The sequence below is a fragment of the Undibacterium sp. CCC3.4 genome (assembly GCF_034347425.1).
In the GTDB taxonomy this organism is placed as follows: Bacteria; Pseudomonadota; Gammaproteobacteria; order Burkholderiales; family Burkholderiaceae_D; genus Undibacterium.
In genome coordinates, this window is sequence record NZ_CP133779.1 from 716,135 (window position 1) to 738,176 (window position 22,042).

19 protein-coding genes are annotated in these 22,042 nt (G+C 54.7%); 12 read left to right on the forward strand and 7 right to left on the reverse strand.

What is annotated here, in order from left to right; all coding sequences use genetic code 11:
* Positions 1-57 precede the first annotated feature (57 nt).
* Genes RHM61_RS03380 through RHM61_RS03410 form a run of 7 tightly spaced genes read left to right on the forward strand, consistent with a single transcriptional unit; the run spans position 58 to position 11,121 of the window.
* Complete coding sequence (locus tag RHM61_RS03380) at positions 58-1,437, forward strand: CheR family methyltransferase (RefSeq protein WP_322249726.1); 1,380 nt, start codon at positions 58-60, stop codon at positions 1,435-1,437.
* Positions 1,437-2,468 (forward strand): chemotaxis protein CheW, encoded by a 1,032-nt coding sequence (locus RHM61_RS03385; protein WP_322249727.1) that lies wholly within the window; start codon positions 1,437-1,439, stop codon positions 2,466-2,468. Before RHM61_RS03380 ends, RHM61_RS03385 begins: the two co-directional genes overlap by 1 nt.
* 45 nt (positions 2,469-2,513) lie before the next feature.
* Positions 2,514-3,983, forward strand: coding sequence for a methyl-accepting chemotaxis protein (locus tag RHM61_RS03390; protein ID WP_322249728.1), 1,470 nt, complete (start codon positions 2,514-2,516; stop codon positions 3,981-3,983).
* 34 nt (positions 3,984-4,017) lie between these two features.
* A complete protein-coding gene (locus tag RHM61_RS03395; protein WP_322249729.1) occupies positions 4,018-6,249 on the forward strand; it encodes a hybrid sensor histidine kinase/response regulator in 2,232 nt (743 codons plus the stop codon).
* A 7-nt stretch (positions 6,250-6,256) separates the two neighbouring features.
* Positions 6,257-7,306 (forward strand): chemotaxis protein CheB, encoded by a 1,050-nt coding sequence (locus RHM61_RS03400; RefSeq protein ID WP_322249730.1) that lies wholly within the window; start codon positions 6,257-6,259, stop codon positions 7,304-7,306.
* Positions 7,293-10,028, forward strand: coding sequence for a response regulator (locus RHM61_RS03405; RefSeq protein WP_322249731.1), 2,736 nt, complete (start codon positions 7,293-7,295; stop codon positions 10,026-10,028). The genes RHM61_RS03400 and RHM61_RS03405 overlap by 14 nt, the downstream gene beginning before the upstream one ends.
* Before the next feature lie 28 nt (positions 10,029-10,056).
* Positions 10,057-11,121 (forward strand): HD-GYP domain-containing protein, encoded by a 1,065-nt coding sequence (locus RHM61_RS03410; RefSeq protein WP_322249732.1) that lies wholly within the window; start codon positions 10,057-10,059, stop codon positions 11,119-11,121.
* A gap of 132 nt (positions 11,122-11,253) precedes the next feature.
* Here RHM61_RS03410 and RHM61_RS03415 read toward each other — a convergent pair whose 3' ends face one another.
* Positions 11,254-11,559 (reverse strand): PepSY domain-containing protein, encoded by a 306-nt coding sequence (locus tag RHM61_RS03415; RefSeq protein ID WP_322249733.1) that lies wholly within the window; start codon positions 11,557-11,559, stop codon positions 11,254-11,256.
* A 171-nt stretch (positions 11,560-11,730) separates the two neighbouring features.
* Between RHM61_RS03415 and RHM61_RS03420 the strand changes: the two genes are divergently transcribed.
* The gene (locus tag RHM61_RS03420) at positions 11,731-12,048 is read left to right on the forward strand and encodes a single-stranded DNA-binding protein (protein WP_322249734.1); all 318 of its coding nucleotides are present in this window, start codon (positions 11,731-11,733) and stop codon (positions 12,046-12,048) included.
* Here the strand turns inward: RHM61_RS03420 and RHM61_RS03425 are convergent, their stop codons facing one another.
* Positions 12,049-12,177 carry a DUF3149 domain-containing protein gene (locus tag RHM61_RS03425; RefSeq protein ID WP_322249735.1) on the reverse strand — a complete coding sequence of 43 codons (129 nt, stop codon included), beginning with the start codon at positions 12,175-12,177 and terminating at the stop codon, positions 12,049-12,051.
* A gap of 115 nt (positions 12,178-12,292) precedes the next feature.
* On the opposite strand from RHM61_RS03425, the gene RHM61_RS03430 reads away from it, so the two are divergent.
* Both RHM61_RS03430 and eutC read left to right on the forward strand, forming a co-directional pair.
* Complete coding sequence (locus RHM61_RS03430) at positions 12,293-13,738, forward strand: ethanolamine ammonia-lyase subunit EutB (RefSeq protein ID WP_322249736.1); 1,446 nt, start codon at positions 12,293-12,295, stop codon at positions 13,736-13,738.
* Complete coding sequence (gene eutC, locus RHM61_RS03435) at positions 13,735-14,610, forward strand: ethanolamine ammonia-lyase subunit EutC (RefSeq protein WP_322249737.1); 876 nt, start codon at positions 13,735-13,737, stop codon at positions 14,608-14,610. Before RHM61_RS03430 ends, eutC begins: the two co-directional genes overlap by 4 nt.
* 126 nt (positions 14,611-14,736) lie before the next feature.
* Here eutC and bluB read toward each other — a convergent pair whose 3' ends face one another.
* Positions 14,737-15,522 (reverse strand): 5,6-dimethylbenzimidazole synthase, encoded by a 786-nt coding sequence (bluB, locus tag RHM61_RS03440; RefSeq protein WP_322249738.1) that lies wholly within the window; start codon positions 15,520-15,522, stop codon positions 14,737-14,739.
* Positions 15,523-15,687: 165 nt separating this feature from the next.
* Here bluB and RHM61_RS03445 point away from each other — a divergent pair, with 165 nt between their 5' ends.
* Positions 15,688-16,824, forward strand: coding sequence for a GNAT family N-acetyltransferase (locus tag RHM61_RS03445; protein WP_322249739.1), 1,137 nt, complete (start codon positions 15,688-15,690; stop codon positions 16,822-16,824).
* 10 nt (positions 16,825-16,834) lie between these two features.
* Here the strand turns inward: RHM61_RS03445 and RHM61_RS03450 are convergent, their stop codons facing one another.
* Both RHM61_RS03450 and RHM61_RS03455 read right to left on the reverse strand, forming a co-directional pair.
* Positions 16,835-17,665 carry a formyltransferase family protein gene (locus RHM61_RS03450; protein WP_322249741.1) on the reverse strand — a complete coding sequence of 277 codons (831 nt, stop codon included), beginning with the start codon at positions 17,663-17,665 and terminating at the stop codon, positions 16,835-16,837.
* A 198-nt stretch (positions 17,666-17,863) separates the two neighbouring features.
* Positions 17,864-19,077 (reverse strand): IS3 family transposase gene (locus tag RHM61_RS03455; RefSeq protein WP_322247645.1). Its coding sequence is split into 2 segments (ribosomal slippage): positions 17,864-18,801 and positions 18,801-19,077, totalling 1,215 coding nucleotides; the frame shifts between segments, so codons are not numbered across the junction.
* Positions 19,078-19,238: 161 nt separating this feature from the next.
* Here RHM61_RS03455 and RHM61_RS03460 point away from each other — a divergent pair.
* Positions 19,239-20,045, forward strand: a complete 807-nt coding sequence (locus RHM61_RS03460) for a substrate-binding periplasmic protein (protein ID WP_322249742.1) — start codon at positions 19,239-19,241, stop codon at positions 20,043-20,045.
* A 12-nt stretch (positions 20,046-20,057) separates the two neighbouring features.
* Here the strand turns inward: RHM61_RS03460 and pssA are convergent, their stop codons facing one another.
* Both pssA and RHM61_RS03470 read right to left on the reverse strand, forming a co-directional pair.
* Positions 20,058-21,410: a CDP-diacylglycerol--serine O-phosphatidyltransferase gene (pssA, locus tag RHM61_RS03465; protein WP_322249743.1), complete on the reverse strand. Its 1,353-nt coding sequence runs from the start codon at positions 21,408-21,410 to the stop codon at positions 20,058-20,060.
* A gap of 24 nt (positions 21,411-21,434) precedes the next feature.
* The gene (locus RHM61_RS03470) at positions 21,435-22,040 is read right to left on the reverse strand and encodes a methyltransferase (protein ID WP_322249744.1); all 606 of its coding nucleotides are present in this window, start codon (positions 22,038-22,040) and stop codon (positions 21,435-21,437) included.
* Between the last annotated feature and the right edge of the window lie 2 nt (positions 22,041-22,042).

The following is a 22,042-nucleotide window of genomic DNA, read 5'->3' on the forward strand; positions in this document are numbered from 1 at the left end:
TTCGATGGCAGTGCTGTTTTCAAAATAAAATTGATCAACCATTGAGGTGTGTCTGTGATGAAAGATTGGCTCAGCGATCTGATGGATTTGGTTACAGCACGCACAGGATTGCTGTTTCGCGAACATGATAGCAGCGCCTTGGCGGCGCGCATTGCCCAATTGCGTCCACCCTACTGCAGCGCACAAAATTGGCATAGGCAATTAGCCGAGGCAGCGGTTTCCTCGGCCATCTGGAAGCCCTTGCTCGACCTGCTCACGACCGGGGAATCCTATTTTTTTCGCGACCATAGCCAGATCGCGCTGCTCAAAGAACACTTGTTGCCAGCACTGATAGAACGGCGTCGCTCAGAGCGCCGTTTGCGCATCTGGAGCGCGGCCTGCGCCAGCGGTGAAGAGGCTTACTCGATTGCCATTTTGCTGCAACAATTGTTAGGTTTATTATGTCCGGGACCGGCTTGGGATATTCACATTCTCGCCACCGACATCAATCAAACTTTGTTGGCCAAAGCGCGCAGCGGTATCTATAGTCAATGGTCATTTCGTCGGGTCGATCCTTTACTGCAAGCAAGCTACTTTACCCCGCATCCGGAAGGCTGGGAAATCGCTGCCGACCTGCGCAATATGGTGCAATTTACTTACGGCAATTTGGTCGAAGATCAGTTCCCTGACTCGGCGGTGGATTTGTGTGATTTTGATCTGATCGTCTGCCGCAATGCCTTCATTTATTTTCATCCGGAAACGGTAGGGAAAGTCGCACAAAAACTGGCCGGCTGTTTATCTGAGCACGGTTACCTGATGACCGGCCATACCGAACTCGGATTCCTCAATCAAGCCGGTTTGCGCAGTGAATGGCTCAATGATTTGATCGTGTATCGGCGCGAGCCAGCAACAACGGCCATGCAAACGATACAAGCGCAAAATCCGCTGCCCTTACCCAAGCCTATCCCCAAGCCGACGCAGATGGCACGCATCGCCCACCACGCTGCCTTAGCACCGCCGCAAGCTGCTAGTAAAACCAGTAACAGCACGGCGCTAACGGCCTTATTGGCGCAAGCAAAACACGCAGCCAATCTGGGCTTGTATCGTCAAGCCAGCAGTTTTTGCGAAACCGCAATTACCCTCGATGCTGCAGCAGCAGCGCCGTATTTCGTTCTCGCACAGATCGCCGTCATTGAGGGCCGGCGCGAAGATAGTAAAAAATTTCTGGATAAAAGCCTCTACCTCGATCCGCATTTCTTGGCAGCACATATCGAGCTATTTCATCTACATCGCCAAGAGGGTAACCATGCTGCGGCAGAGAAACTGTTGCAATTGATCGGACAATTTCTGCGGGTCTTGCCCGACGATGCCATCGTGCCATTTTACGAAGAGTTGAAAGTAGCGGATCTATTGCATACCCTGAACAAATTCAACGGCGACATGACGCGAGGCAAATAATGCATGCATCCGGCAATCTTTATTTTCTCTTCAGTTTGCGCCAGCAATTGTACGCAATCGAAGCGCTGCGCGTGTCCATGACATTCAGCTTACCAGCCATGGAAAGCTTGCTCAATGCCCCCCCTTACGTTGCCGGCGTGATCAATCTGCGCGGCACGATTCTTCCGCTGTTCGATCTGCAATTATTACTCGGTGGCCATGCCCAGGCGCGCAGTCTCAATGATGCCGTGGTGGTACTGGAACATGCCAGCGGTAGCATCGGCATCATCGTCAATGAAGTCTCCGATGTGATCCTCATCGATAGTGCCGATATCGATGAGCCGCCGCAATGGGAAGCCGCGCGTCAGTCTCACCCTGGTTTGGTCGCTGGCATGGCGCGTGTGGGTCTGCGCATCATCAGCCTGCTCGATGCGGATTTATTACTGCAATTACGCGCTGGAGCAACTGCATGGATGCCCACTCACGATACGCCCATCACACAGGCCGAGATCAGCCCCGCTGCGACGGATTTCGACGCCGTCGGCTTACGCTTGCTACAACAACGGGCGGCAGAACTGATTGCTGGCGAGAACACGGATTCGAGCCTGCCGCGACGCCAGTTCGCCGCCGTGTTTCTCGGTCGCGAATATTTCGGACTCGAGATTGCTTACATCACCGAATTTACCCGAAGTAAAAATTTGGTACCGCTGCCGAATTGCCCGCCGCATGTGCTGGGCAATATGAATTTACGCGGCAATATTCTGACGGTGATTGATATCCGCAGCAGCCTGTGCATGCCGACCGCACAGTTTGAACGCAATGCCAAAATCGTCGTCTGCGTGGTCGATGCGATCACCGTCGGCATCGCGGTCGATGAGGTGGACGATATCGTTGCGATCAATAACGAGGACGTCGTCGATGCACCGGCTTCGGCGCATCCGGAAGCACTCGCTTATTTCATCGGCACGATCGAGTATCGCAACAAGGCTATGAGCCTGCTCAACTTGCCGGCTTTATTGAGTAGTAACACGCTGGTGGTCGATCAGACCTGAAGGCGGACGGTTTTCAGTATTGCTGCACCTCTCTGGGAGTCTGTGATGAATTTTAATACCATGAAAATGTCGACCCGCATCACCTTGGGTTTTGCGATCATGTTGTTGATGACTGCCGCCATCGGTGCCGTCAGTTTGATCAGTCTCAATGATCTCAAGGGCAGCTTGGTCAACATCAGTGAAGATCAAGTACCGCGTATCGTCTTTGCCGCAGAATTGGAAACGAGTGTCTTGCAAAGCGCGCGTCATACGCGCAATATGCTCATCCTCAGCGACAGCGATGCCATCAACGAAGAGTTGAAATCGCTCGACACGCAGATACAACGACGCAGCGAAATGCTCAAAAGTTTAGACGTGGAATTGGAAGCAAACAGCCCCGACCGCGTCTTATTCAAGAGCATCGTCGATGCCAGTAATGCCTATCTGGAACCGGAAGCGACATATGCAAAGCAGATACGTGCCAAAGATTTTGTCAAAGCAAAAAAAACCTTGCTCGATGACACGCGGCCACGGCAATTGGTTTACATCAAGAGCATAGAAAAGTTTTTTCAATTCGAAAAAGAAGCGATCTCGCAAGCCGTCAAAGCCTCGGTCGACACCCATACCGCGGTACATCACTTGATCATCATCGTCAGCGTCAGCGCCGCCCTTATCGGTTTGCTCACCGCCTTCGTCTTGATACGCAGCGTGGCGCGCAGCATGGGCATCGGGATTGCGGCGGCAGCCACGAGTTCCTCACAGATTGCTGCCACCATCATCGAGCATGAGCGTACTGCCAGCCAACAAGCGGCGATGACGAATGAAATCACCACCACACTTGAGCAACTGGCGGTCTCGTCGCGCCAATCGACCGAGCAATCGGGCAGCGCCGCCGAAATGGCAAAAAATGCCAGCACCATGACCAAGGATGGCAATGATGCGGTACGTCAAGTAGTGGAAGCGATGAATGGCCTCAAACTTAAAGTCAGCGCCATCGCCGAACAAATTTTATCGCTGTCGGAACAGACCGGACAAATCGGCAGCATCACCGAATTGCTCAAGGATTTATCGAATCAGATCAATATGTTAGCGCTCAATGCTGCCGTCGAAGCGGCGCGTGCCGGCGAACACGGCAAAGGCTTTTCCGTCGTCGCCACCGAAGTGCGCAAGCTCTCGGTGGAGAGTAAAAAATCGGCCGAGCAAGCCAAGGCCATCGTCGCCGGCATACAAAAAGCCTCGGACACCACCATCATGCGCACTGAGGAAGGCTCGCGCAATATTGAAGCGGTGATGAGCATCGTCATGCAAGTCAATGACTTGTTCGAATCGATTTCCAACATCAGCAACCTGGTATTCCAAAGCTCACAGCAAAGTGCGCTCAATGCCCGCCAACAAACAGTGGCGATTGCCGAAGTAGTCAGCGCCGCCAATACCATGAACGCCGGGGCGCGCGAAACTGCACTGGGTTTGAGTCAGACCAAGATGGCGATCGAGAATTTGGAAGCTACCAATCAACAATTGAAAAAAATTATTTGACTGCGCATAGCAAAGCGTAGCGATGGGAGTAGTCATGATAGCTGATGGCGAGATGCGCGATCTGTTTCGCATCGAGAGCGGGGAACATTTACAGGCGATCGAAAGCGGTTTGCTGCGCATGGAAAAAAATCCTGCCGATAGTGCACTGCTGGAAGAATTGTTTCGGGAAGCGCATAGCCTCAAAGGAGCGGCACGCATGCTTGACCTGCTCGACATCGAGCGGATTTTCCATCGCTTCGAAGATATTCTCGGCCATGCGCGCAGCGGTACGCAAGACTTGAGCAGCATGCTGATCGACCGTATGTATCAGTCGCTCGAGGCGATACGGCGCTTGGTCGATGAGGCCGTCGGCGGCGTCGCGGCCGAAGTCGATGTCAACGCGATTGTCGAGTCGCTCAAGCCGCTTGCCAGCAGCGCGACTGCGGCCAGCGCGCCCGGCAGCACGCCCTCACACAGCACGGTCACCCAGGCCGAGGCCAGCGTCGAAGTGGCACCGACCCAGATCGATGAGTTGTTCAACGTCAGCAGCGCCATCCTCAATGAAAAGGCCAGCGCCGGGCAGTTCGTGATCGAGACTATCCGCGTAGAAACCCGCAAACTCGATACCTTGATGACGCATGCCGGCGAACTGACGGTAGCTAAAGTGCGCATCGCACAACGCCATCGCGAACTCGAAGAATTGCAAACCCTATGGGAACAGCTGGGCTTGCAAATGCGCAGAATGGCCTTCGATAATCCAGCCTTGGCGCTGTTATCGATGCAATTTACCGCATCAGTCGAGCATCTCGTCAATGCCGCGGCGGAAGACAGTACGCGCCTTAACTTCGTCGCCGGCGAGCTAGAAGATGGCATTCGGGCAGCGCGCTTGCTGCCCTTGTCGACGATATTTTCGCTGTTTCAAACCATGCTCAGGAAGCTGGCACGGGAATGCAAAAAGGAAGTCACCCTCAGCATCGAGGGGGGGGAAATCGCGGCGGACAAGCGCATCCTCGAAGAGATCAAAGACCCGCTCATGCATATTCTGAGAAACGCGGTCGATCATGGCATCGAATCGCCCGAGCAGCGCAGTGCTGCTGGCAAACCGCCGTGCGGGCGAATACAGTTACGGGCGCAACAATTGTCATCCACCATACGCATCGATATCGAAGACGATGGCGGCGGTCTTGATCTGGCAGCGATTCGTCGTTCAGCCTTGAAAAAAAATCTGATGCCGGCGTCGGAAATCGCCGCCCTCGCGGATGAGCAAGTGATGAATTTAATTTTCATGCCGGGTTTTTCTACCAGTAATTTTATTTCTGATGTATCCGGCCGCGGCGTCGGCATGGATGTGGTGCGCGCCAACGTCGTGCGCCTCAAAGGCACGGTGACGGTGGCCTCGGTGCCTGGCGTATCGTGTCGCATCAGCATAGACTTGCCCTTGACGCTGGCCACTTCGCGCGTGCTGATCATCGTCGATCAAGCGGTCAAGTATGCGATTCCGGTCGAGTATGTCGAAAAATCCTGTCATATCGGACCCGAGCAATTGTTTACCATCGATGGACAACAAGTGCTGATGTTTGATGACGTCGCCATCGCCGCGGCACGTTTGAAAAATTTACTGCAATTTCATCGCGCCGATTTCCTGCCGCCAGCCGCCAACCAGCCGGCGCGCTTGGCGGATGCCCATGCACCCTGCATTATTTTGCAGGTCGATGGCGAGCGCATCGGCCTGATCGTCGACGAATTATTGGATGAACAGGAAATTGTCCTGAAATCGCAAAGCATGTTACTGCGAAAAATTAATGATTTATCCGGCGTCACCATACTCGGCAGCGGTGAGGTGTGCATGGTCTTGCATCCGCCTGATTTTCTGGCGCAATTACAGCAATTCTCTTCGCAAGACAGTAATGCCGCTGTCGCTGCACCGTCCCTGATCTTACTGGCCGAAGATAGCCTCAGTACGCGCGCACAACTCAAGCGCATACTCGAAGCCGGTGGCTATCAGGTGGTGCTGGCGATCGATGGACTTGACGCTTACGGTAAGCTGGAAAATCAAGCCTTCCGAGCGGTGGTCAGCGATATCAATATGCCCAATATGGATGGACTGATGTTGACGCAAAAAATTCGTGCCGACAAACGCTTTGCCGAGTTGCCTGTCATTTTAGTCACCATGCAAGCCAGCGCAGCCGATCAAAAGCGCGGCATGGATGCCGGTGCCAATGCCTATATTTCCAAGGCGACGTTTGAACAAAGTCTGCTGCTCGATACCTTACACCGACTGATTTGAGATAAGTGTGAAAAAAATTCGCGTGTTACTGGCCGATGATACGCCCCTGGCATTGAACAATTTTCAGTGCCTGATGAGCGATGTCAGCGATATCGAATTCCTCGCCTGCGCCTGCGACAGCGCACAGGCGCTTGAGCTCATTGCGCGCCACGAACCCGATGTGCTGTGCGCTGATTATCTGCTCGCCAGCCGCGATGGCCAAGGGTTGCTGCGAAAAATTATGTTGCGCCACCCATTGCCGATACTGGTAGCGCGCAGCAGTGCGCAGCTCGACGGCGAACAGATGCGCGCATTGTTGGCCGCCGGCGCGCTCGATTGTGTCGGCAAACCTCAGTGGCAATTCACCGACGAGCAACAGCATGCCAAGCAGGAATTCATCAGTAAAATCCGCATCATCGCCGGCGTCCATGTATTTCGTAAGAGTCCGCGCTCGATTGCTGCTGCGCCGGCAGCACTGCCAGTCAGCAGTGGCCTGGCCTACCGCCTGCTGGTGATCGGTGCCTCCACTGGCGGACCGGAAGCGCTGGCCGCCGTACTCAAGCAATTACCGGCCGATTTTCCCCTGCCCATCGTCTGCGTGCAGCATATCAGCGATGGTTTTTTACATAGCTTCATGGTCTGGTTGAGTGAAAAATCGGGCTTCCGCTGCAGCGCTGCGCAAGACGGTGCGCGGCCGACCAATAAACAAGTTTATTTTCCGCAAGAAAAACGACAACTCGAATTCGACGCCGCCGGTCGCTTCCTCATTGGCAGCGGCCATGCCCGCGATGGCCACTGCCCATCTGTCAGCAGCAGCATGCAATCGGCGGCTGAGCGCTATGGTGCCAGCGTCATCGCCGTCCTGCTGACTGGTATGGGCAACGACGGTGCCGCTGGCATGCTGGCCGTACGCCAAGCTGGCGGCATGACGATTGCCCAAGATGCCGCCAGCAGCGTGGTATTCGGCATGCCGGCGCAGGCGATTGAACTTGGGGCGGCAAAAATGATTCTGCCACTCAGGGACATCGCTGCCCAACTGATAAGCTTATGCAGGAGTCCTGTCCATGACCTCACTTGAATCCGGCACTGCGGGTGCCACGGTATTAATCGTCGAAGACAGTAATATTCAGGCGATCATGCTCAAACGCGTACTGCTCGCGGCCGGCTACCAAGTGCTGTTGGCAAAAGACGGCAGCGAAGGCTTGGCCATGGCGCAGCGGGAAAACCCAGCCATCGTCATCAGCGATATCAATATGCCGGGTATGAACGGCTTTGAATTGTGCAGCGCCCTTAAAAGCGCACCGCAGTTACAAGATATTCCGGTGATCTTACTGACCTCGCTGACCGAAAACAGTGACGTCATCAAAGGCCTGGCCTGTCGGGCCGATAATTTCCTCACCAAACCGTATGACACCGAAGATTTACTGTCACGTATCAAATACATGCTCTTGAGTCGGCACTTGGCCACGCCCGCGCAAAGTGCCGAGGGGGTGCCGGTATTTTTTTGTGGCGAACCGCATTTCATTCGTTGCGAGCCACAAGCCATGCTCAGTCTGCTGCTCTCGGTCTACGAGACAGCGGTAGGAAATAATCGAAAATTATTAGCCATGCAAGAAACGATACGGCTGGCCAATGAAGGTCTGGAACAGCGCATCGCCGTGCGTACCAGCGAATTATCGGCGGAAGTGGCCAAGCATAAAGAGACCGAATTGAAAATCGTCACGCTCAACCGTGAGCTAGAAATGCGCGTGGCCGAACGCACCGCGCAGCTGCAATTGAGTTATGCAGATCTGGAACAGGCACGCGATGCGGCGGAACAGGCGACCCTGGCCAAAAGCGACTTTCTCGCTTCCATGAGCCACGAAATTCGCACGCCGATGAACGCCATCATCGGCCTCTCCCACCTGGCACAGAAAACCGAGTTAAGCCCGAAGCAAAAGGATTATCTCAATAAAATTCAAGGTGCGGGCAAACACTTACTCGGCATCATCAACGACATTCTCGACTTTTCCAAAATTGAAGCCGGCAAGCTCGATATCGAAAAGATCGATTTCATGCTCGAAAAAGTACTCGACAATGTCGCCAACCTGATCAATGAAAAAGCCGCCACCAAAGGTTTGGAATTGGTATTTGATATCGACCAAGCGGTACCACAGCATTTGCTGGGCGACCCGACCAGGTTGGCGCAAGCGCTGATTAATTATGCCAACAATGCCGTCAAGTTCACCGATGCCGGCGTCATCAAGGTCATTATTCGCGTGCGCGAACACAGCGCCGAACAAGTACTGCTGCATTTTGCCGTGCAAGATACCGGGATTGGTTTGAGCCCACAGCAAATCAGTAAATTATTCAATTCTTTCCAACAAGCCGATAGCGGCACCACGCGCAAATACGGCGGTACCGGCTTGGGCTTGGTGATTGTTAAAAAACTGGCGCAACTGATGGATGGCGATGCCGGTGTCGAAAGCACGCAGGGGGTCGGCAGCACCTTTTGGTTTTCGGCGCGCCTGGGGATTGCCGCGCACGCTGATACGCACTTCAAGCCACAGCCGATTTTACAGGGGCGACGCATGTTGATCGTCGATGATGTCGAAAGCGCGCGCGAGGTGATGCAAGATTTACTCGAAACCATGTCATTCCAGACCGAGGCGGTGCATTCGGGCGCGGCGGCGCTGCACTCATTGCGCCAGCAACAGGCGCAAGGAAAAGTGCCGGATGTGATTTTCATCGATTGGAAAATGCCGGAAATGGATGGTTTGATGGCAGCCCAACAGATCCTCGCCATGGGCCTGCTGCCGCCACCGAAAATCATTATGGTGACGGCCTATGACGGCAGCGAACTGCAAGCCGAAGCACAAAGCATAGGCATCGAGCAGATCCTCATCAAACCGGTGCAAGCATCGCAACTGTTTAATGTCGTGCTCAAAGTGCTCAGCGATCAGACTGGCAGTGCGCCAGCGCAGACCGGCGTACAGAGTGAAGAAATGACCACGCTGCGCGGTAAACGCATTCTGCTGGTGGAGGACAATGAACTCAACCAGCAAATCGCATGTGAAATGCTGGAGTCTGAAGGTCTGCACGTGGCCGTGGCAGAAAACGGCGCGGTCGGCGTGCGCATGGCATTAGCAGGTGAGTACGATCTGATACTAATGGATATGCAAATGCCGGTGATGGATGGGGTCAGCGCCGCGCGCGCGATTCGTCAGCAAGAAACGCGGCCACGCACACCGATTCTGGCCATGACCGCGAATGCCATGCAAAGCGATCGCGATGCCTGCCAGGCAGCCGGCATGGATGATTTCATCAGCAAGCCGATCGATCCCGATTTACTCTGGCGCAGTTTGCTGCAATGGTTACCGACGTACGCGCCAAGCGCTGTCAGCGTTGCAGCCAGCACCACTCCGCGGCACGACAGCGCCGGACTGCCGCTGCATATCAGCGGGCTCAATATTGAAAAAGGCTTACGTCTGTGCATGGGCAAGCCGGTATTTTATCGCTCCATCCTGCGCAAATATTTCGAGTCACAAAAAACTACCGCCGCCGACATCATGAGCGCCTGGCAAGATAAAAACATCGACACCGCTGTACGGCTTGCGCATACCCTCAACAGCACCTCCAGTTACGCCGGTGCCGAAGCGGTACAGCCGCTGGCCGCCGCGCTTGAACTGGCGTTCAAAAGCGCGGCTAGCGAAGATCAAATCACGCCCTTGCTAGCGCAATTGACCGCGCAACTGACGCCACTGATGGCCCAGCTCGAACAAGAATTTCAAGCGGAGCTCACACCCCGGCCAGTTTCCTGACCGACCCATTTCACCGAGAGAGGCAGCTATGCTGAACCAACAAACAGTATTGGTCGTTGACGACACCGAGATCAATCTCGTCATGATGGAAATGGTGTTGTGCGACAATTACCGCGTGACGCTGGCCAACAGCGGTGAAGCGGCACTGGCGGCGGCCAAAGCGGATCCGCCCGATATCATTCTGCTCGACATCGTGATGCCGGGCATGGATGGCTATACGGTATGCGAAGAACTCAAGAAAGATTTACGGTTAGCGAAGATTCCAGTGATTTTTGTTACCACCATGAGCGAGGTGGAAGATGAAACCAAGGGCTTCGATGCCGGCGGCGTCGATTACATCACCAAACCTATCAGTCCGGCACTGGTACTGGCGCGCCTCAAGACCCATCTGACCATGTATGACCAACAGCGCGAACTCGAAGTACAGGTGGGGCAGCGCACGATAGAACTCGAAGCGACTAAAAAACTGATCGTGCGCCGCTTGGCACGCGCGTCCGAATTCAAAGACGATTACACCGGCAACCATATCATTCGCATGAGCCATTACTCACGCTGCATAGCTCTGGAATACGGGCTCGATGCCGCCACTGCCGAATTGCTGATGGATGCCGCGCCGATGCATGATGTCGGCAAGATCGGCATTCCCGATGCCATCATGCACAAACCGGGCAAGCTCGACGAAGAAGAGTGGAAAGTCATGCGCCGCCATCCTGAAATGGGTGCGGAAATTCTCGGTGAAGCGATTAACCCGCTGCTATCGGCGGCACGCAGCGTAGCCCTGACCCACCACGAAAAATGGGATGGCAGCGGCTATCCGCGGCAACTCAAGGGTGAGGCCATTCCGCTGTTCGGCCGCATCGTCGCCATGGCCGATGTGTTCGATGCCTTAACCAGCAAACGCCCGTACAAGGAAGGCTGGAGCGTGGAAATGGCGCTGGAAGAAATCAAAAAGGGGGCTGGCAGCCATTTCGATCCGCAACTGATCGCGCCGCTAGAACGCGCGCTGCCAGCCATGCTCAAGATTCGCGACATGTATGCCGATGACAAGGGGCATTTGCTTGATAGTGATATCAGCAAACCGCTGGGAGCCTGAGCGGCATGGACCACTCAGGTGATTTTGCAGCCGACTCCGTTCTGCCGCTCAGGTTCCTAGCCTGAGCACGATTGCCGCCAGTGGCATGGCGGGAACATACGGAAATAGCCACGACCAAATCACTACGATGCCTTACTTGGCATCGTGCTTAGGCCGTTCCACCGTCGAGGTCAGCACTTGGGCACTCTGCGCATCGACAACGACATCATATTCTTTGTTGCCATCCCACACCTCGACTTGGTACACATCGCCATGGACGCGGTGTTCGAATTCAGCTTCCAAGGCTTTGCCGTTGACATGCTTTTCTGCTATTGAGACCGCCTCGCTCAGGTTGATTTTGGCATTCGCCAAAGCTTCAATATCGCGCCGATCAGCCGCCTGTGCCAAGCTGCACAGCAGTGTCGCGCTCAAAAGGCCGAGTTTGATTCCGATTTGCATGATGTGTTTTCCTATTGAAAATTTTGCCTTGATTGGCAACAGCAGCTTATCGCTTCGTTCATACAAAATCCTGATCCAATAGTGATAGGAGTATCACCGCACACCAGCAAACATGCGCGGCCGCAAGGGAAGCGCGGTATACTTGGTTTTGACCCTACCGAGGAAATTACAATGATTGATGCACTGATTGCCGGACGCCTGTACGGCAACGCCGAAGAACGCAGCGGACAAGCCGGTTCGGCCTACGTGACTTGCAAAGTAAGAGCGGCGACGGACGATGGCGACTTGATTTTTTGCAATGTCATCGCCTTTCACGACAGTGTGCGTCGCACCTTGCTCGCGCTCGAAGACGGCGACAGCGTGGCCTTATCGGGCGCGCTCACGCCCAAGGTATGGACCGACAAACAAGGCAAAGTCAGACCGGCGCTCGACCTGATCGCGCATAAAGTGCTGGTGAGCGGCAATGACGGCGAGCGCGCGGTAGACTGATTACGCGTCTTCGGCAATTTTACGCAAAAACATGCGCACGAAAAACACGCCCATGCCGAGCATGAAGACGATGCCGGCCAAACTCATGCGACCGTAATCGGTCGATACCAAGTCACTGATTATTTTCATATTATTCCCCTTCGTAAGCGCCAGATTGTAAAATTACAATCTGGCCTCGCGCTTGAGTATGTGAGCGAGCCGCTGTCGTGTATTTGATCTTGCTCAATAATTAATGAAGGAAAGCATGTCCGCTACCTCCTCTGCTGCTCCGCATTCACATCCCAGCCGCGCCACGACCCCCTTGGTCCACCGCATAGGCATACGCAGCTATCGCTTCGCCGACCTCAAAGACTTGCTCGCCAAAGCCAGCCCGGAACGCTCGGGCGACCATTTGGCCGGGCTGGCAGCCGAGAGCGCAGAACAAAGAGTGGCCGCGCAAATGTGCTTGGCAGATTTACCCCTGCGCCATTTTCTCAATGAAGTGGTGATTCCGTATGAGAGCGACGAAGTCACGCGTCTGATCATCGATAGCCACGATGTGGCCGCTTTCGCGCCACTGCGTCACCTGACCGTCGGCGGCTTGCGCGATTACTTACTCAGCGATGCAGTCGGCACGGCGCAACTACAGGCTTGCGCCGCCGGTATCACGCCCGAAATGGCGGCGGCTGTGAGTAAGATCATGCGCATTCAAGATTTAATCTTGGTGTCGGCCAAAGTGCGGGTGGTCACGCGCTTCCGCAACACCTTGGGCTTGCCGCGCAGTTTGGCGACTCGCTTACAACCGAATCACCCTACCGATGACCCCAGTGGCATTGCCGCCGTGATACTTGAAGGTTTGCTGTACGGCAGTGGCGACGCCGTGATCGGCATCAACCCAGCCAGCGACAATGTCGAGCAAGTGGTACGACTCTTAAGCATGCTCGATGAAATCATCAGCCATTATGCAATTCCTACCCAATCCTGTGTACTCACCCATGTCACCAATACCCTGCAGGCAATAGAACGCGGGGCCCCGGTCGATCTGGTGTTTCAATCGATCGCCGGCACCGAGGCGGCCAACCGCAGCTTCGGCATCGACTTGGCCTTGCTGGCCGAGGCGCGTGCGGCCGCGCTCGCGCTCGGGCGTGGTACCGTCGGCCAAGAAGTGATGTATTTCGAAACCGGTCAAGGCAGTGCCCTGTCGGCCCAGGCCCATCATGGCGTCGACCAACAAACCTGCGAAGCCCGTGCCTATGCTGTGGCGCGCCAGTTTCACCCTTTGTTAGTCAATTCCGTGGTCGGTTTCATCGGCCCGGAATATTTATATGACGGCAAGCAAATCATTCGCGCCGGTTTGGAAGATCATTTCTGCGGCAAATTACTCGGCTTGCCGATGGGATGCGATGTTTGCTATACCAACCATGCCCAGGCCGACCAAGATGACATGGATGTGCTGTTAACCCTGCTGGCCAGCGCCGGTTGCAACTTCATCATGGGCATACCCGGTTCTGACGATATCATGCTTAATTATCAAACCACCTCATTTCACGATGCGCTGTATGCGCGCCGCTTGCTAGGGCTCAAGCCCGCTCCGGAATTTGCCGATTGGTTACAGCACAGCGGCATCGTCACCGATGGCCACGCGGCCGGTGCCAGCCTGCCGCCACTGTTTGCTGCCGCCATGCGCCGGCTCGGCGGGCGATCGTCATGAGTGAGAGCAGCGTCACCATCCATCCGTGGCAAGCACTGCGCCGCCTCACCCACGCCCGCATCGGCTTGGGCCGCACCGGCGTGAGTCAGCCCAGCGCCGCGCAGTTGGCGTTCGGCTTAGCCCATGCGCAGGCACGCGACGCCGTGCACGCCGAACTCGCGCAAGACTCGATCCTGGCGCAATGTGCCGAGCTGCGGCCACAGGCAGTGTGTCTGCACAGCGCGGCCGGCTCGCGTCACCAGTATCTGCAACGTCCCGATCTGGGGCGTCGGCTGGCTGCCACTTCACTGCACAGCTTGCAAGCACTGGCTACCGCGCCGTGCGATTTAGCCATCGTTATTGGCGATGGCTTATCGGCTCGCGCCGTCGAGAAGCATGCTGCCCCCTTGCTGCGCGCGCTGCTGGCGCGGCTGGCGGCCGATACCGAGTGTGCCGACTGGCGGCTCGCGCCACTGTGTCTGGTCAGCGGTGCGCGCGTGGCGATCGGCGATGAAATCGGTGCCGTACTACAAGCCCGCTGCGTAGTGGTGCTGATCGGCGAGCGCCCGGGCCTGAGTTCGCCCGAAAGTATGGGCCTGTATCTGAGCTGGGCACCGCGCCCAGGCTTGAGCGATGCCGAACGCAATTGCATTTCCAATATTCATACGGCTGGCCTCAGTTACCAGGCAGCGGCGCTGAAAGCCCACTATTTGTTGGCCGAAGCACAGCGGCGCGGCTACTCGGGGGTAGCGCTCAAGGAAGCCGGCGCAGCGACCGCATCCTTAGATACAGCAAGGCCATTCTTACTGGCCGAACAACTTAATGGATCGTCGCAAGCGACAATGGAAAAGACGCGCGTACGCGCCACTGGATTGCCGCCTGCGCGGCAATGACGAATTGGGCGAATGGGTGGGCGCGCAATCGACCTGACTTGTGGGTAATGATCAGGCTTTTGCGACAGCCTCTGAAGGCCGGGGTTTCAAACCCTAGTCAGATTTTTGATGATCAGCCGACGCGTCTCAAGCCGGCGAGTCGGTTTGGGCCGCGCGCTCGGCAATCACTTCGGCGGCCAATTGATCGCGCCGCAAATGGGCCAGCAGTGCGTGCTCGGCATCAGTCTGCCCCCACTGATCAAAATACACCAGATCAGTCAGGGGCAGCCGGCCACGCCAGCCCTTGCTTTGCAATTCAGGCTGCGGGTAAAAATGGCTGACATAGCCGACACATAAATAAGCGATAGGCACGATGTGTGCGGGAATCCCTAAGGCTTGCTGCAATTGGGCCTCATGAAAAATACTGACCCAACCTACCCCCAAGCCTTCGGCACGCGCCGCCAGCCACAGATTTTGCACCGCGCAGACACTGCTGTAGACGTCCATGGTTTTGATATGGGTACGACCCAACACCACGTCGCCGCCACGCGTACGGTCGCAAGTGATGCAAATCGCCAATGGTGCTTCGCGGATACCTTCGAGTTTCAATTGCTGATAACTGCTACGCTGTTGAGCTTCAAACATTTGCGCCGCTTCAGCATTCGCAGACAAATACGCTTGCGCTACCCTTTGCTTGATCTCGGCTGATTGCACCAGTAAGAAATTCCATGGTTGCATGAAGCCGACTGAGGGGGCGAAATGCGCCGCCGTCAGTATTCGACTGAGCACGGCATCACTGACAGGCGTGGGTAAAAATTGGCTGCGTACATCGCGGCGTGAAAAAATCGTCTGGTAAATGGCGTCGCGGGCTGCATCGCTGAAGCAATGCAGATCCGGCGTCGCCACTGTGGCGCTTGATGTTGGTGTTGGCATGAGTTCCCCTTGGCGTGATCATGCTGGCGATACGTAGCGCTTGTCAAGAAACGGTCAAGCACAGCTGCAAAGTATATTTTTGTAACGCAATGTTTCTTTGTTTGCTATATTACTTACAATCACTCACTATCACTACTTGCTTTTTTGAATCGCCCATCACACATCATGACCACTTTGCGTACAAGCTGCCTCAGCACCGAAGCCGAATTCGATGCCTTGGCACCGGCGTGGCGCGCGCTTGAACAACAAGTTCCCCATCTGCTGCCATTCCAGACCTATGACTGGAACCGCCAATGGTGGTCGATTTTTTCCTCGCAAAAAACCTGGCAACATGATGAATTGCTGGTCTACACCATCGTTGACGGCGCAACATTGGTAGCCGTCATGCCACTGGTGCGCACCCAAGTCGGTCTGTCGGGCTGGCCGCTCTATCATTATCTGCGTCCGTTCGGCTTCGATCCCAACCTGACCGAATTACGTCTGCCACTTTGTATGCCCGCGTATGCATCGGCCATTTGGCGGGTGTGGGAGGAGTTGGCCGCGCAAGGCGCGCTCGGGCTGAACGAATTTCAGTTAATCAACGCCAAACAACTCGCCGATACCGTCTTGAAGAACAATGCAGTCTTGCATGTGATGAGCGAGCGCAGCATCCCGAATTACATCCTGACACTCGATACAGACTGGGATAGTTTCAAAACTAAACTCAAACGCAATATCAAGGAATCGCTGCGTCACTGCTACAACTCCTTGAAACGCGACGGCTTGCAGCCTTCCTTGCGGGTTTGTCAGGGCCATGCTGAGATCATGCCGCAGTTGGCGCGTTTTTACGCGCTGCACGGCATGCGTGCAGCCGCCAGCCATACTACCGAGCATCCTGATTATTTTGCCGATCCACGCCATCGCGCCTTTCTGGCCGCCCTGTTCGGTTCTGCCTTGGGCAGCCGTTGCTACTTACTTTGCCTGGAACTCAATGGTGAAGTGGTGGCGATGCGTTTGGCATTTCACATGGGCGAAGAATTGTATCTGTACTATTCCGGTTACGATCTCAGTTACGGGAAATACAGTGTGATGACCACCTTGGTGGCCGAAACCATACAATGGTCGATCGCACAAAAAATTCCCCGCATCAACTTATCGGTCGGCGATGATGTCTCGAAAACGCGCTGGGGCCCAAGCATGGTCGAATATGCCGAGTACCAATGCGTCAGCAATACCAGTTGGCACCGGATGCTGGGAAGCGCGGTAGCGCGACTGCGCAACCGGCGCAAGCAATACGTTTCACACAACGCCTTGCGCGCCTGAACGGCTGCACTCAGTTATTGACGGCATACCAATCGGTCAGCGCCAACAAGCCATCGGTGCAGGCGATGACCAAGGTATTGCCATTCACATGTGCAATCTGACCGCAAAAATAGGCATGCTTTTCCGGCCAAGCATGGCCACTGCGTATGCCCAGTTTCTGGCCATTCAGATAAGCTAAGCATTCGAGGCCGGCAAAGGCACGCAATTGAGTACGAGCCACAAACACAGATTGAAAAAAATCAATGGTCTTATCGGCATCCGTCATCAAAGGCCAGTATAGGGCCGCGGTTTGCGTTTGCGCGTTATCCCAGCAGTGCTGAAAATCATGCGCGATGCGAGTCGCCAGCCGGCCACCAGCCATCTGCAGCTTGAGATTCAGCGTGTCATGGGTATCATATTCATCGAGCAAAAATTCTTCACGTCCCAGCACCGGGCCGGCATCGTACTCATGCGCGATCCGATGACAACTGACAGCCCAGCTCTGGTGCTGTTCCAAGATCGCCCTGACCAGCGGATAGGGTCCGCGTCCTATCGGTAAAGGCGAGGGATGGAAATTTATCGCATATGGCACATAGCCCTGCCAATCCGGGATGCGCCAGTTATAACTGGCAATCACGATGACATCGCAGCCCAGTTCCTTGAGTGCGGCCAGATCTGAAACTTGCATGCGCGATAACTGTATCGGCAGCTTCATTTTTTGCGCTTGCGCAAGCAGTGCCTTATTACTGCTCAATTGATTAATTTCAGGCACAGAAAACAATTTAACCGCTTGCCAACCGGCCAGCGTCAGCATCTCAAACAGTTTCAGGTTTCTATCGCAGCCGGCAAACGCAAAACGCATGATGCTCCTTTGAATACAATGGCAAGAAAATGGTGCTCAAACACTGCCGGCAGAGCGATAACTTTGCCGCGCCACTATTATCGCGCGTTTCCTGCTCAGTAGCAGTAAAGTGGCCCCCTAAGTCCAGACAATTATTCAAAGAGTTTAAGATAGTGCCTGTTTCTGCCACAGCTGCGCGGCGCTGCCCCGTTATTCGCACTACATCACTACCGTGCTTTTCTTTTCTATCATTTTTGAATCAGGCAGTTCAGTACCAAATTTGTTTACGATCTTGGCACCGCCGCCCACGCCTGATCGATACACGGTTTCCGGCGTTTGATAACCCAATGATTGATGTTTACGTTCAGCGTTGTAGAACATAAAATAGTTCGCCAAGCCGATCACCAACTCCGGCATACTTTCATGCTTTTTCAAATACACTTCTTCATATTTCACACTGCGCCATAGACGCTCAACAAAAATATTATCCAACGCCCGACCGCGACCGTCCATACTGATTTTGATGCCGTTTCTAAGCAGCAGCCCAGTAAAGGCCTGGCTGGTAAACTGCGCACCCTGATCGGTATTAAAAATCTCCGGCGTTCCATACCATTTTATGGCTTCTTCCAAGCAGTCCACGCAAAACCCCGCATCCATCGTGTTCGACAACCGCCAAGACAGCACCTTCCGGCTATACCAGTCAACGATCGCCACCAGATACACAAAACCCCGCGGCAGCCTGATGAATGTGATGTCTGTACTCCAGACCATATTTGGTCGAGTGACATCGATACCTCTCAGTAAGTACGGGTAAATCTTGTTCTGCGGATGCGCTTTACTGGTGTTGGGGCCTGGGGCCATACCTGCCAATCCCAGTTGCTGCATCAGCCTCTGTACGCGCTTGCGGTTCACTGCATGGCCACAGTCTCGCAAGTAATGCGTCATGCGTCGCGTGCCGTAAAATGGATGTCTGGTGTATTCCTCGTCAAGCAATTGCAACAGCAAACTATCAAACGGATTGATCTCTTCTTGCAAGCGCTTTTTCTTGTCGTACACGACCGAGCGCGTGACTGAAACGAGACGGCATTGTGTGGCGATTGAAAGGGCAGAGAGCGGCTCTACCCACTGCAATCGTTCCGTTACAGGCTGATCCCTGACTTTTTTTTAAGCCAATCGAGTTCCATATTCAGTTGCCCAATTTTGGCATAGAGACGGTCTGGGTCGTTCTGTGTGCTGGCCGGTTTCGGACCGCGCTTACCTTCAAACAGACTGCCTGCATTTTCCAGTAATTCTTTCTTCCACTGGCTAACCTGCGTCGGATGCACCCCGAACTCTTGGGCGATCTGATTGATCGTCTTTTCGCCTTTGATTGCCTCAACTGCTACCTTGGCTTTTTGTGCGCCGCTAAATATTTTTCTCTTATTTTCACTCATGGTCTGCCTCGTCTCTTTTCGACAGACACTAGTTTAAACTGTTGTCCGGATATGTGGATCCACTATACAGTGCCAGTTGTGTGCGTCGATACAACTAACGCATGCGCGGCAGATCAGGTAAATTGATGCTTATTGCTAATATTCAATAAATCAAACCGCCGATGCCGATGCCAACAACTTACCGACTAGTTTGCCAATTTGCCCTGTGCTGTGCCGGTCTGCTGCTGGCATGCAGCTTGGCAGCGGCGCAGAATTTGCAAATTCTCACGGAAGACTGGCCGCCTATCAGTTTCGGCAACGATCAACAAGTCGATGGCATGGCGGTCGAAGTGGTACGAGCGCTGCAAAAACGCATCAGCAAAGCGGCCGGTGCCGATGCCATCATACAAGTCGTCCCTTGGGCACGCGGCTATAAAACTTTGCTCGAAGAACCGAATACCCTGCTGTTTACCGTGGGACGCTCGGACGAACGTGAAAAACTGATGACCTTGCTAGGCCCTATCGCCGTCTCCAGCACCGCACTCTGGACCCGTAAAGGCCATGCCGCACGTTTGCGCGCTCTTGGTGCTGGCATGCAAAAATTAAAGGTCGGCGCTTACCGCGCCAGTATTTTCGCCGACACGGCACGGCGGCATGGTTTTTCTGATATCGAACAGGCCCCGACACCGCAAATCGTTGCCAATATGCTGTTTGCCAAACGTTTCGATTTGTGGGTGGAGGGCAGCTTCGTGGTGCCATCCGTACTCAACGATATCGGCCGCCAGCGCGATGAGGTGGAGAAAGTAAGCACTCTGGAGAGCTTGGAATTGTTTCTGGCGTTTTCACAACAAACCTCGGCCGCCACCATCAAGGCTTGGGAGGAAGCGCTGCGCAGCTTGAAAAAAGATGGCAGTTTCGCCAAAATTTATCAAAAATGGCTGCCCAATGAAAGCGTGCCGATGGCACTGCTGCGCATCGATGCCCCATGAGCACGCTGGGGTTTACAGTACGCGACAAGCGAGGCGATCGAGCCGCACTCGGGTAAGCCGATTGAGCAAGCGCCGCACCGGGGCCGGATAATCGGGTAATTTTTGCAGCTCTTGATAATTACTCAGGCGCTGGGCATGCTGCAAGATCGACTCGAACTCAGTATGCCGCTGTGCCTGCAAGAGTTTCTGCGGGTCATGAATGAGCAAGGCATTTTCCAAATCGAGACGAAACGCGCGCGGATTAAGATTATTCCCGGTCAACAAGGTATACACGCCATCGCAATCGATGCCTTTCAGATGAAAGCTATTGTTGCCATCTTTCCAAAGAAACAGATTACATTGCCCGCTAGTTATTTCAGCCTGATGGCTTTTGGCAAAGCGCCGTAAATTCACTTCATATAAATATGGCAGGGCAGCAATCACCTTGAATGGCTGCTCGGGTGCGATGAAAAAATCATTCGCCGTTTTGTCGCCGACGATGAGATCGATGATCACCCCACGCTTGAAGGCCCGGCGGATTTCTTTATCGACCACGGCGGGAAAATTGAAATACGGTGTCAACAAAGTGATACGCTCGGTACTGGCGGCAAGCAAGTCACAAATCACGCGATTGAGGCGGTTGTTTTTACCAACCCCAACGATGGGTGTCACACTCAGGCTTGCCGCGTTGCGGCTGGCTTCATTCTGTGGCTGAAACTGATAACTGGCGCGTTTCAAACTGGCGCGTAAGCTACGAATTTGACTGCCACTGGCCGGCTCTTCGGCCAAATCCAAACGACGTACCGCCGCCGCCGATAACAATTGCGCACGAACAAAATCAATCATACTCGTCGCTAATGCCGCATGCTCGAGCAGCAGATAACGGTCATGCCGATAGCGCTCAAATTGATGCAAATAGACATTATTGATGCCGGCACCGCTGTAGAGCACGCTGTCATCGATGACACTACCTTTGAGATGCATGACGCCAAACAACTCACTGGTCTGCACCGGCACGCCGTAAATTGGGATCGCGGCCGCATGGGCCGCGCTGAGGCGCACATACCAAGCGGCATTTCCGAGCGGCTCATTGGTTTTGGCCGCGCCGATCAAACCGCGCCGCGCGCGGTGCCAATCGACCAACACCATGATATCGAGAGTCGGTCGGGCCGCCTTGGCGGCATACAACGCAGCCATGATGTCGGCACCGGCCTCATCATCCTGTAAATACAGGCTGCACAAACAGATGCGCTGTTTGGCAGCGGCGATTTGCGAGAGCAATTCGCGCCGGTAATCTGCCGCACTCAACAAGGTACGGATCGCATCGGCACGCAAGGGCAGCGCACTTAATCTGCGCAGGCGTTGGGCAGCAAGAGACAGACTCATCGTTTAACCGTGGTGGTAGGGAATTTAGTTGCGGCGCTGCCAAACTTGCCAGCGTTCTTGACCGGCAAACACCGTTATGGAGTCGGCAACGGCCTTATCTTCGAGCAAAACAAAGTCTGCTGCCATCAGCGCTTGCCAATCGGTACAGGCAATGGCAAATGGCGGGCCTTTCAGACTGCCGTGCTCAGTGATGAAAAAATACCCCGCCAGCAATGCCCCCGGTGCCAGCAGCGCAGCCCACCGCGCCACGATGGCGCTACGCAAAGATGGCGGCAAAGCACAAAAAAACGCCCGTTCGTAAATCAGTTGCAGCGGGCTTGCACTTTGATAAGTAAAAAAGTCGGCCTGCTGCACACAGTGGCCGTCGGTGCCCAGTAAGGCGCGCGCAGTAGCCACGGCGGCCGCGGAAAAATCGATGGCCGTCACGGGCCAGCCGGCTGCCAAAAAAAATGCCGCTTCATAGGCATGGCCGCAGCCCGGTATCAGGGTGCTGCACGGCGTGCTGGCGGCATTGACGAAATCGCGTAAATCCTGCGGCACCCCGCCTCTGTCCCAAGGCATGAACTGGCGCTCGAAGCGCTCATCCCAAAAATCAGCTCGCAGCGGGTCGCGGTGTATCAACTCAGGCATAG

Excerpts from the sequence above, each read along its gene's own strand:
- RHM61_RS03380 (WP_322249726.1), top strand. The coding sequence starts at position 58 with ATGAAAGATTGGCTCAGCGATCTGATGGATTTGGTTACAGCACGCACA.
- RHM61_RS03385 (WP_322249727.1), top strand. The coding sequence starts at position 1,437 with ATGCATGCATCCGGCAATCTTTATTTTCTCTTCAGTTTGCGCCAGCAA.
- RHM61_RS03390 (WP_322249728.1), top strand. The coding sequence starts at position 2,514 with ATGAATTTTAATACCATGAAAATGTCGACCCGCATCACCTTGGGTTTT.
- RHM61_RS03395 (WP_322249729.1), top strand. The coding sequence starts at position 4,018 with ATGATAGCTGATGGCGAGATGCGCGATCTGTTTCGCATCGAGAGCGGG.
- RHM61_RS03405 (WP_322249731.1), top strand. The coding sequence starts at position 7,293 with ATGACCTCACTTGAATCCGGCACTGCGGGTGCCACGGTATTAATCGTC.
- RHM61_RS03410 (WP_322249732.1), top strand. The coding sequence starts at position 10,057 with ATGCTGAACCAACAAACAGTATTGGTCGTTGACGACACCGAGATCAAT.
- RHM61_RS03415 (WP_322249733.1), bottom strand. The coding sequence starts at position 11,559 with ATGCAAATCGGAATCAAACTCGGCCTTTTGAGCGCGACACTGCTGTGC.
- RHM61_RS03420 (WP_322249734.1), top strand. The coding sequence starts at position 11,731 with ATGATTGATGCACTGATTGCCGGACGCCTGTACGGCAACGCCGAAGAA.
- RHM61_RS03425 (WP_322249735.1), bottom strand. The coding sequence starts at position 12,177 with ATGAAAATAATCAGTGACTTGGTATCGACCGATTACGGTCGCATGAGT.
- RHM61_RS03430 (WP_322249736.1), top strand. The coding sequence starts at position 12,293 with ATGTCCGCTACCTCCTCTGCTGCTCCGCATTCACATCCCAGCCGCGCC.
- eutC (WP_322249737.1), top strand. The coding sequence starts at position 13,735 with ATGAGTGAGAGCAGCGTCACCATCCATCCGTGGCAAGCACTGCGCCGC.
- bluB (WP_322249738.1), bottom strand. The coding sequence starts at position 15,522 with ATGCCAACACCAACATCAAGCGCCACAGTGGCGACGCCGGATCTGCAT.
- RHM61_RS03445 (WP_322249739.1), top strand. The coding sequence starts at position 15,688 with ATGACCACTTTGCGTACAAGCTGCCTCAGCACCGAAGCCGAATTCGAT.
- RHM61_RS03450 (WP_322249741.1), bottom strand. The coding sequence starts at position 17,665 with ATGCGTTTTGCGTTTGCCGGCTGCGATAGAAACCTGAAACTGTTTGAG.
- RHM61_RS03460 (WP_322249742.1), top strand. The coding sequence starts at position 19,239 with ATGCCGATGCCAACAACTTACCGACTAGTTTGCCAATTTGCCCTGTGC.
- pssA (WP_322249743.1), bottom strand. The coding sequence starts at position 21,410 with ATGAGTCTGTCTCTTGCTGCCCAACGCCTGCGCAGATTAAGTGCGCTG.
- RHM61_RS03470 (WP_322249744.1), bottom strand. The coding sequence starts at position 22,040 with ATGCCTGAGTTGATACACCGCGACCCGCTGCGAGCTGATTTTTGGGAT.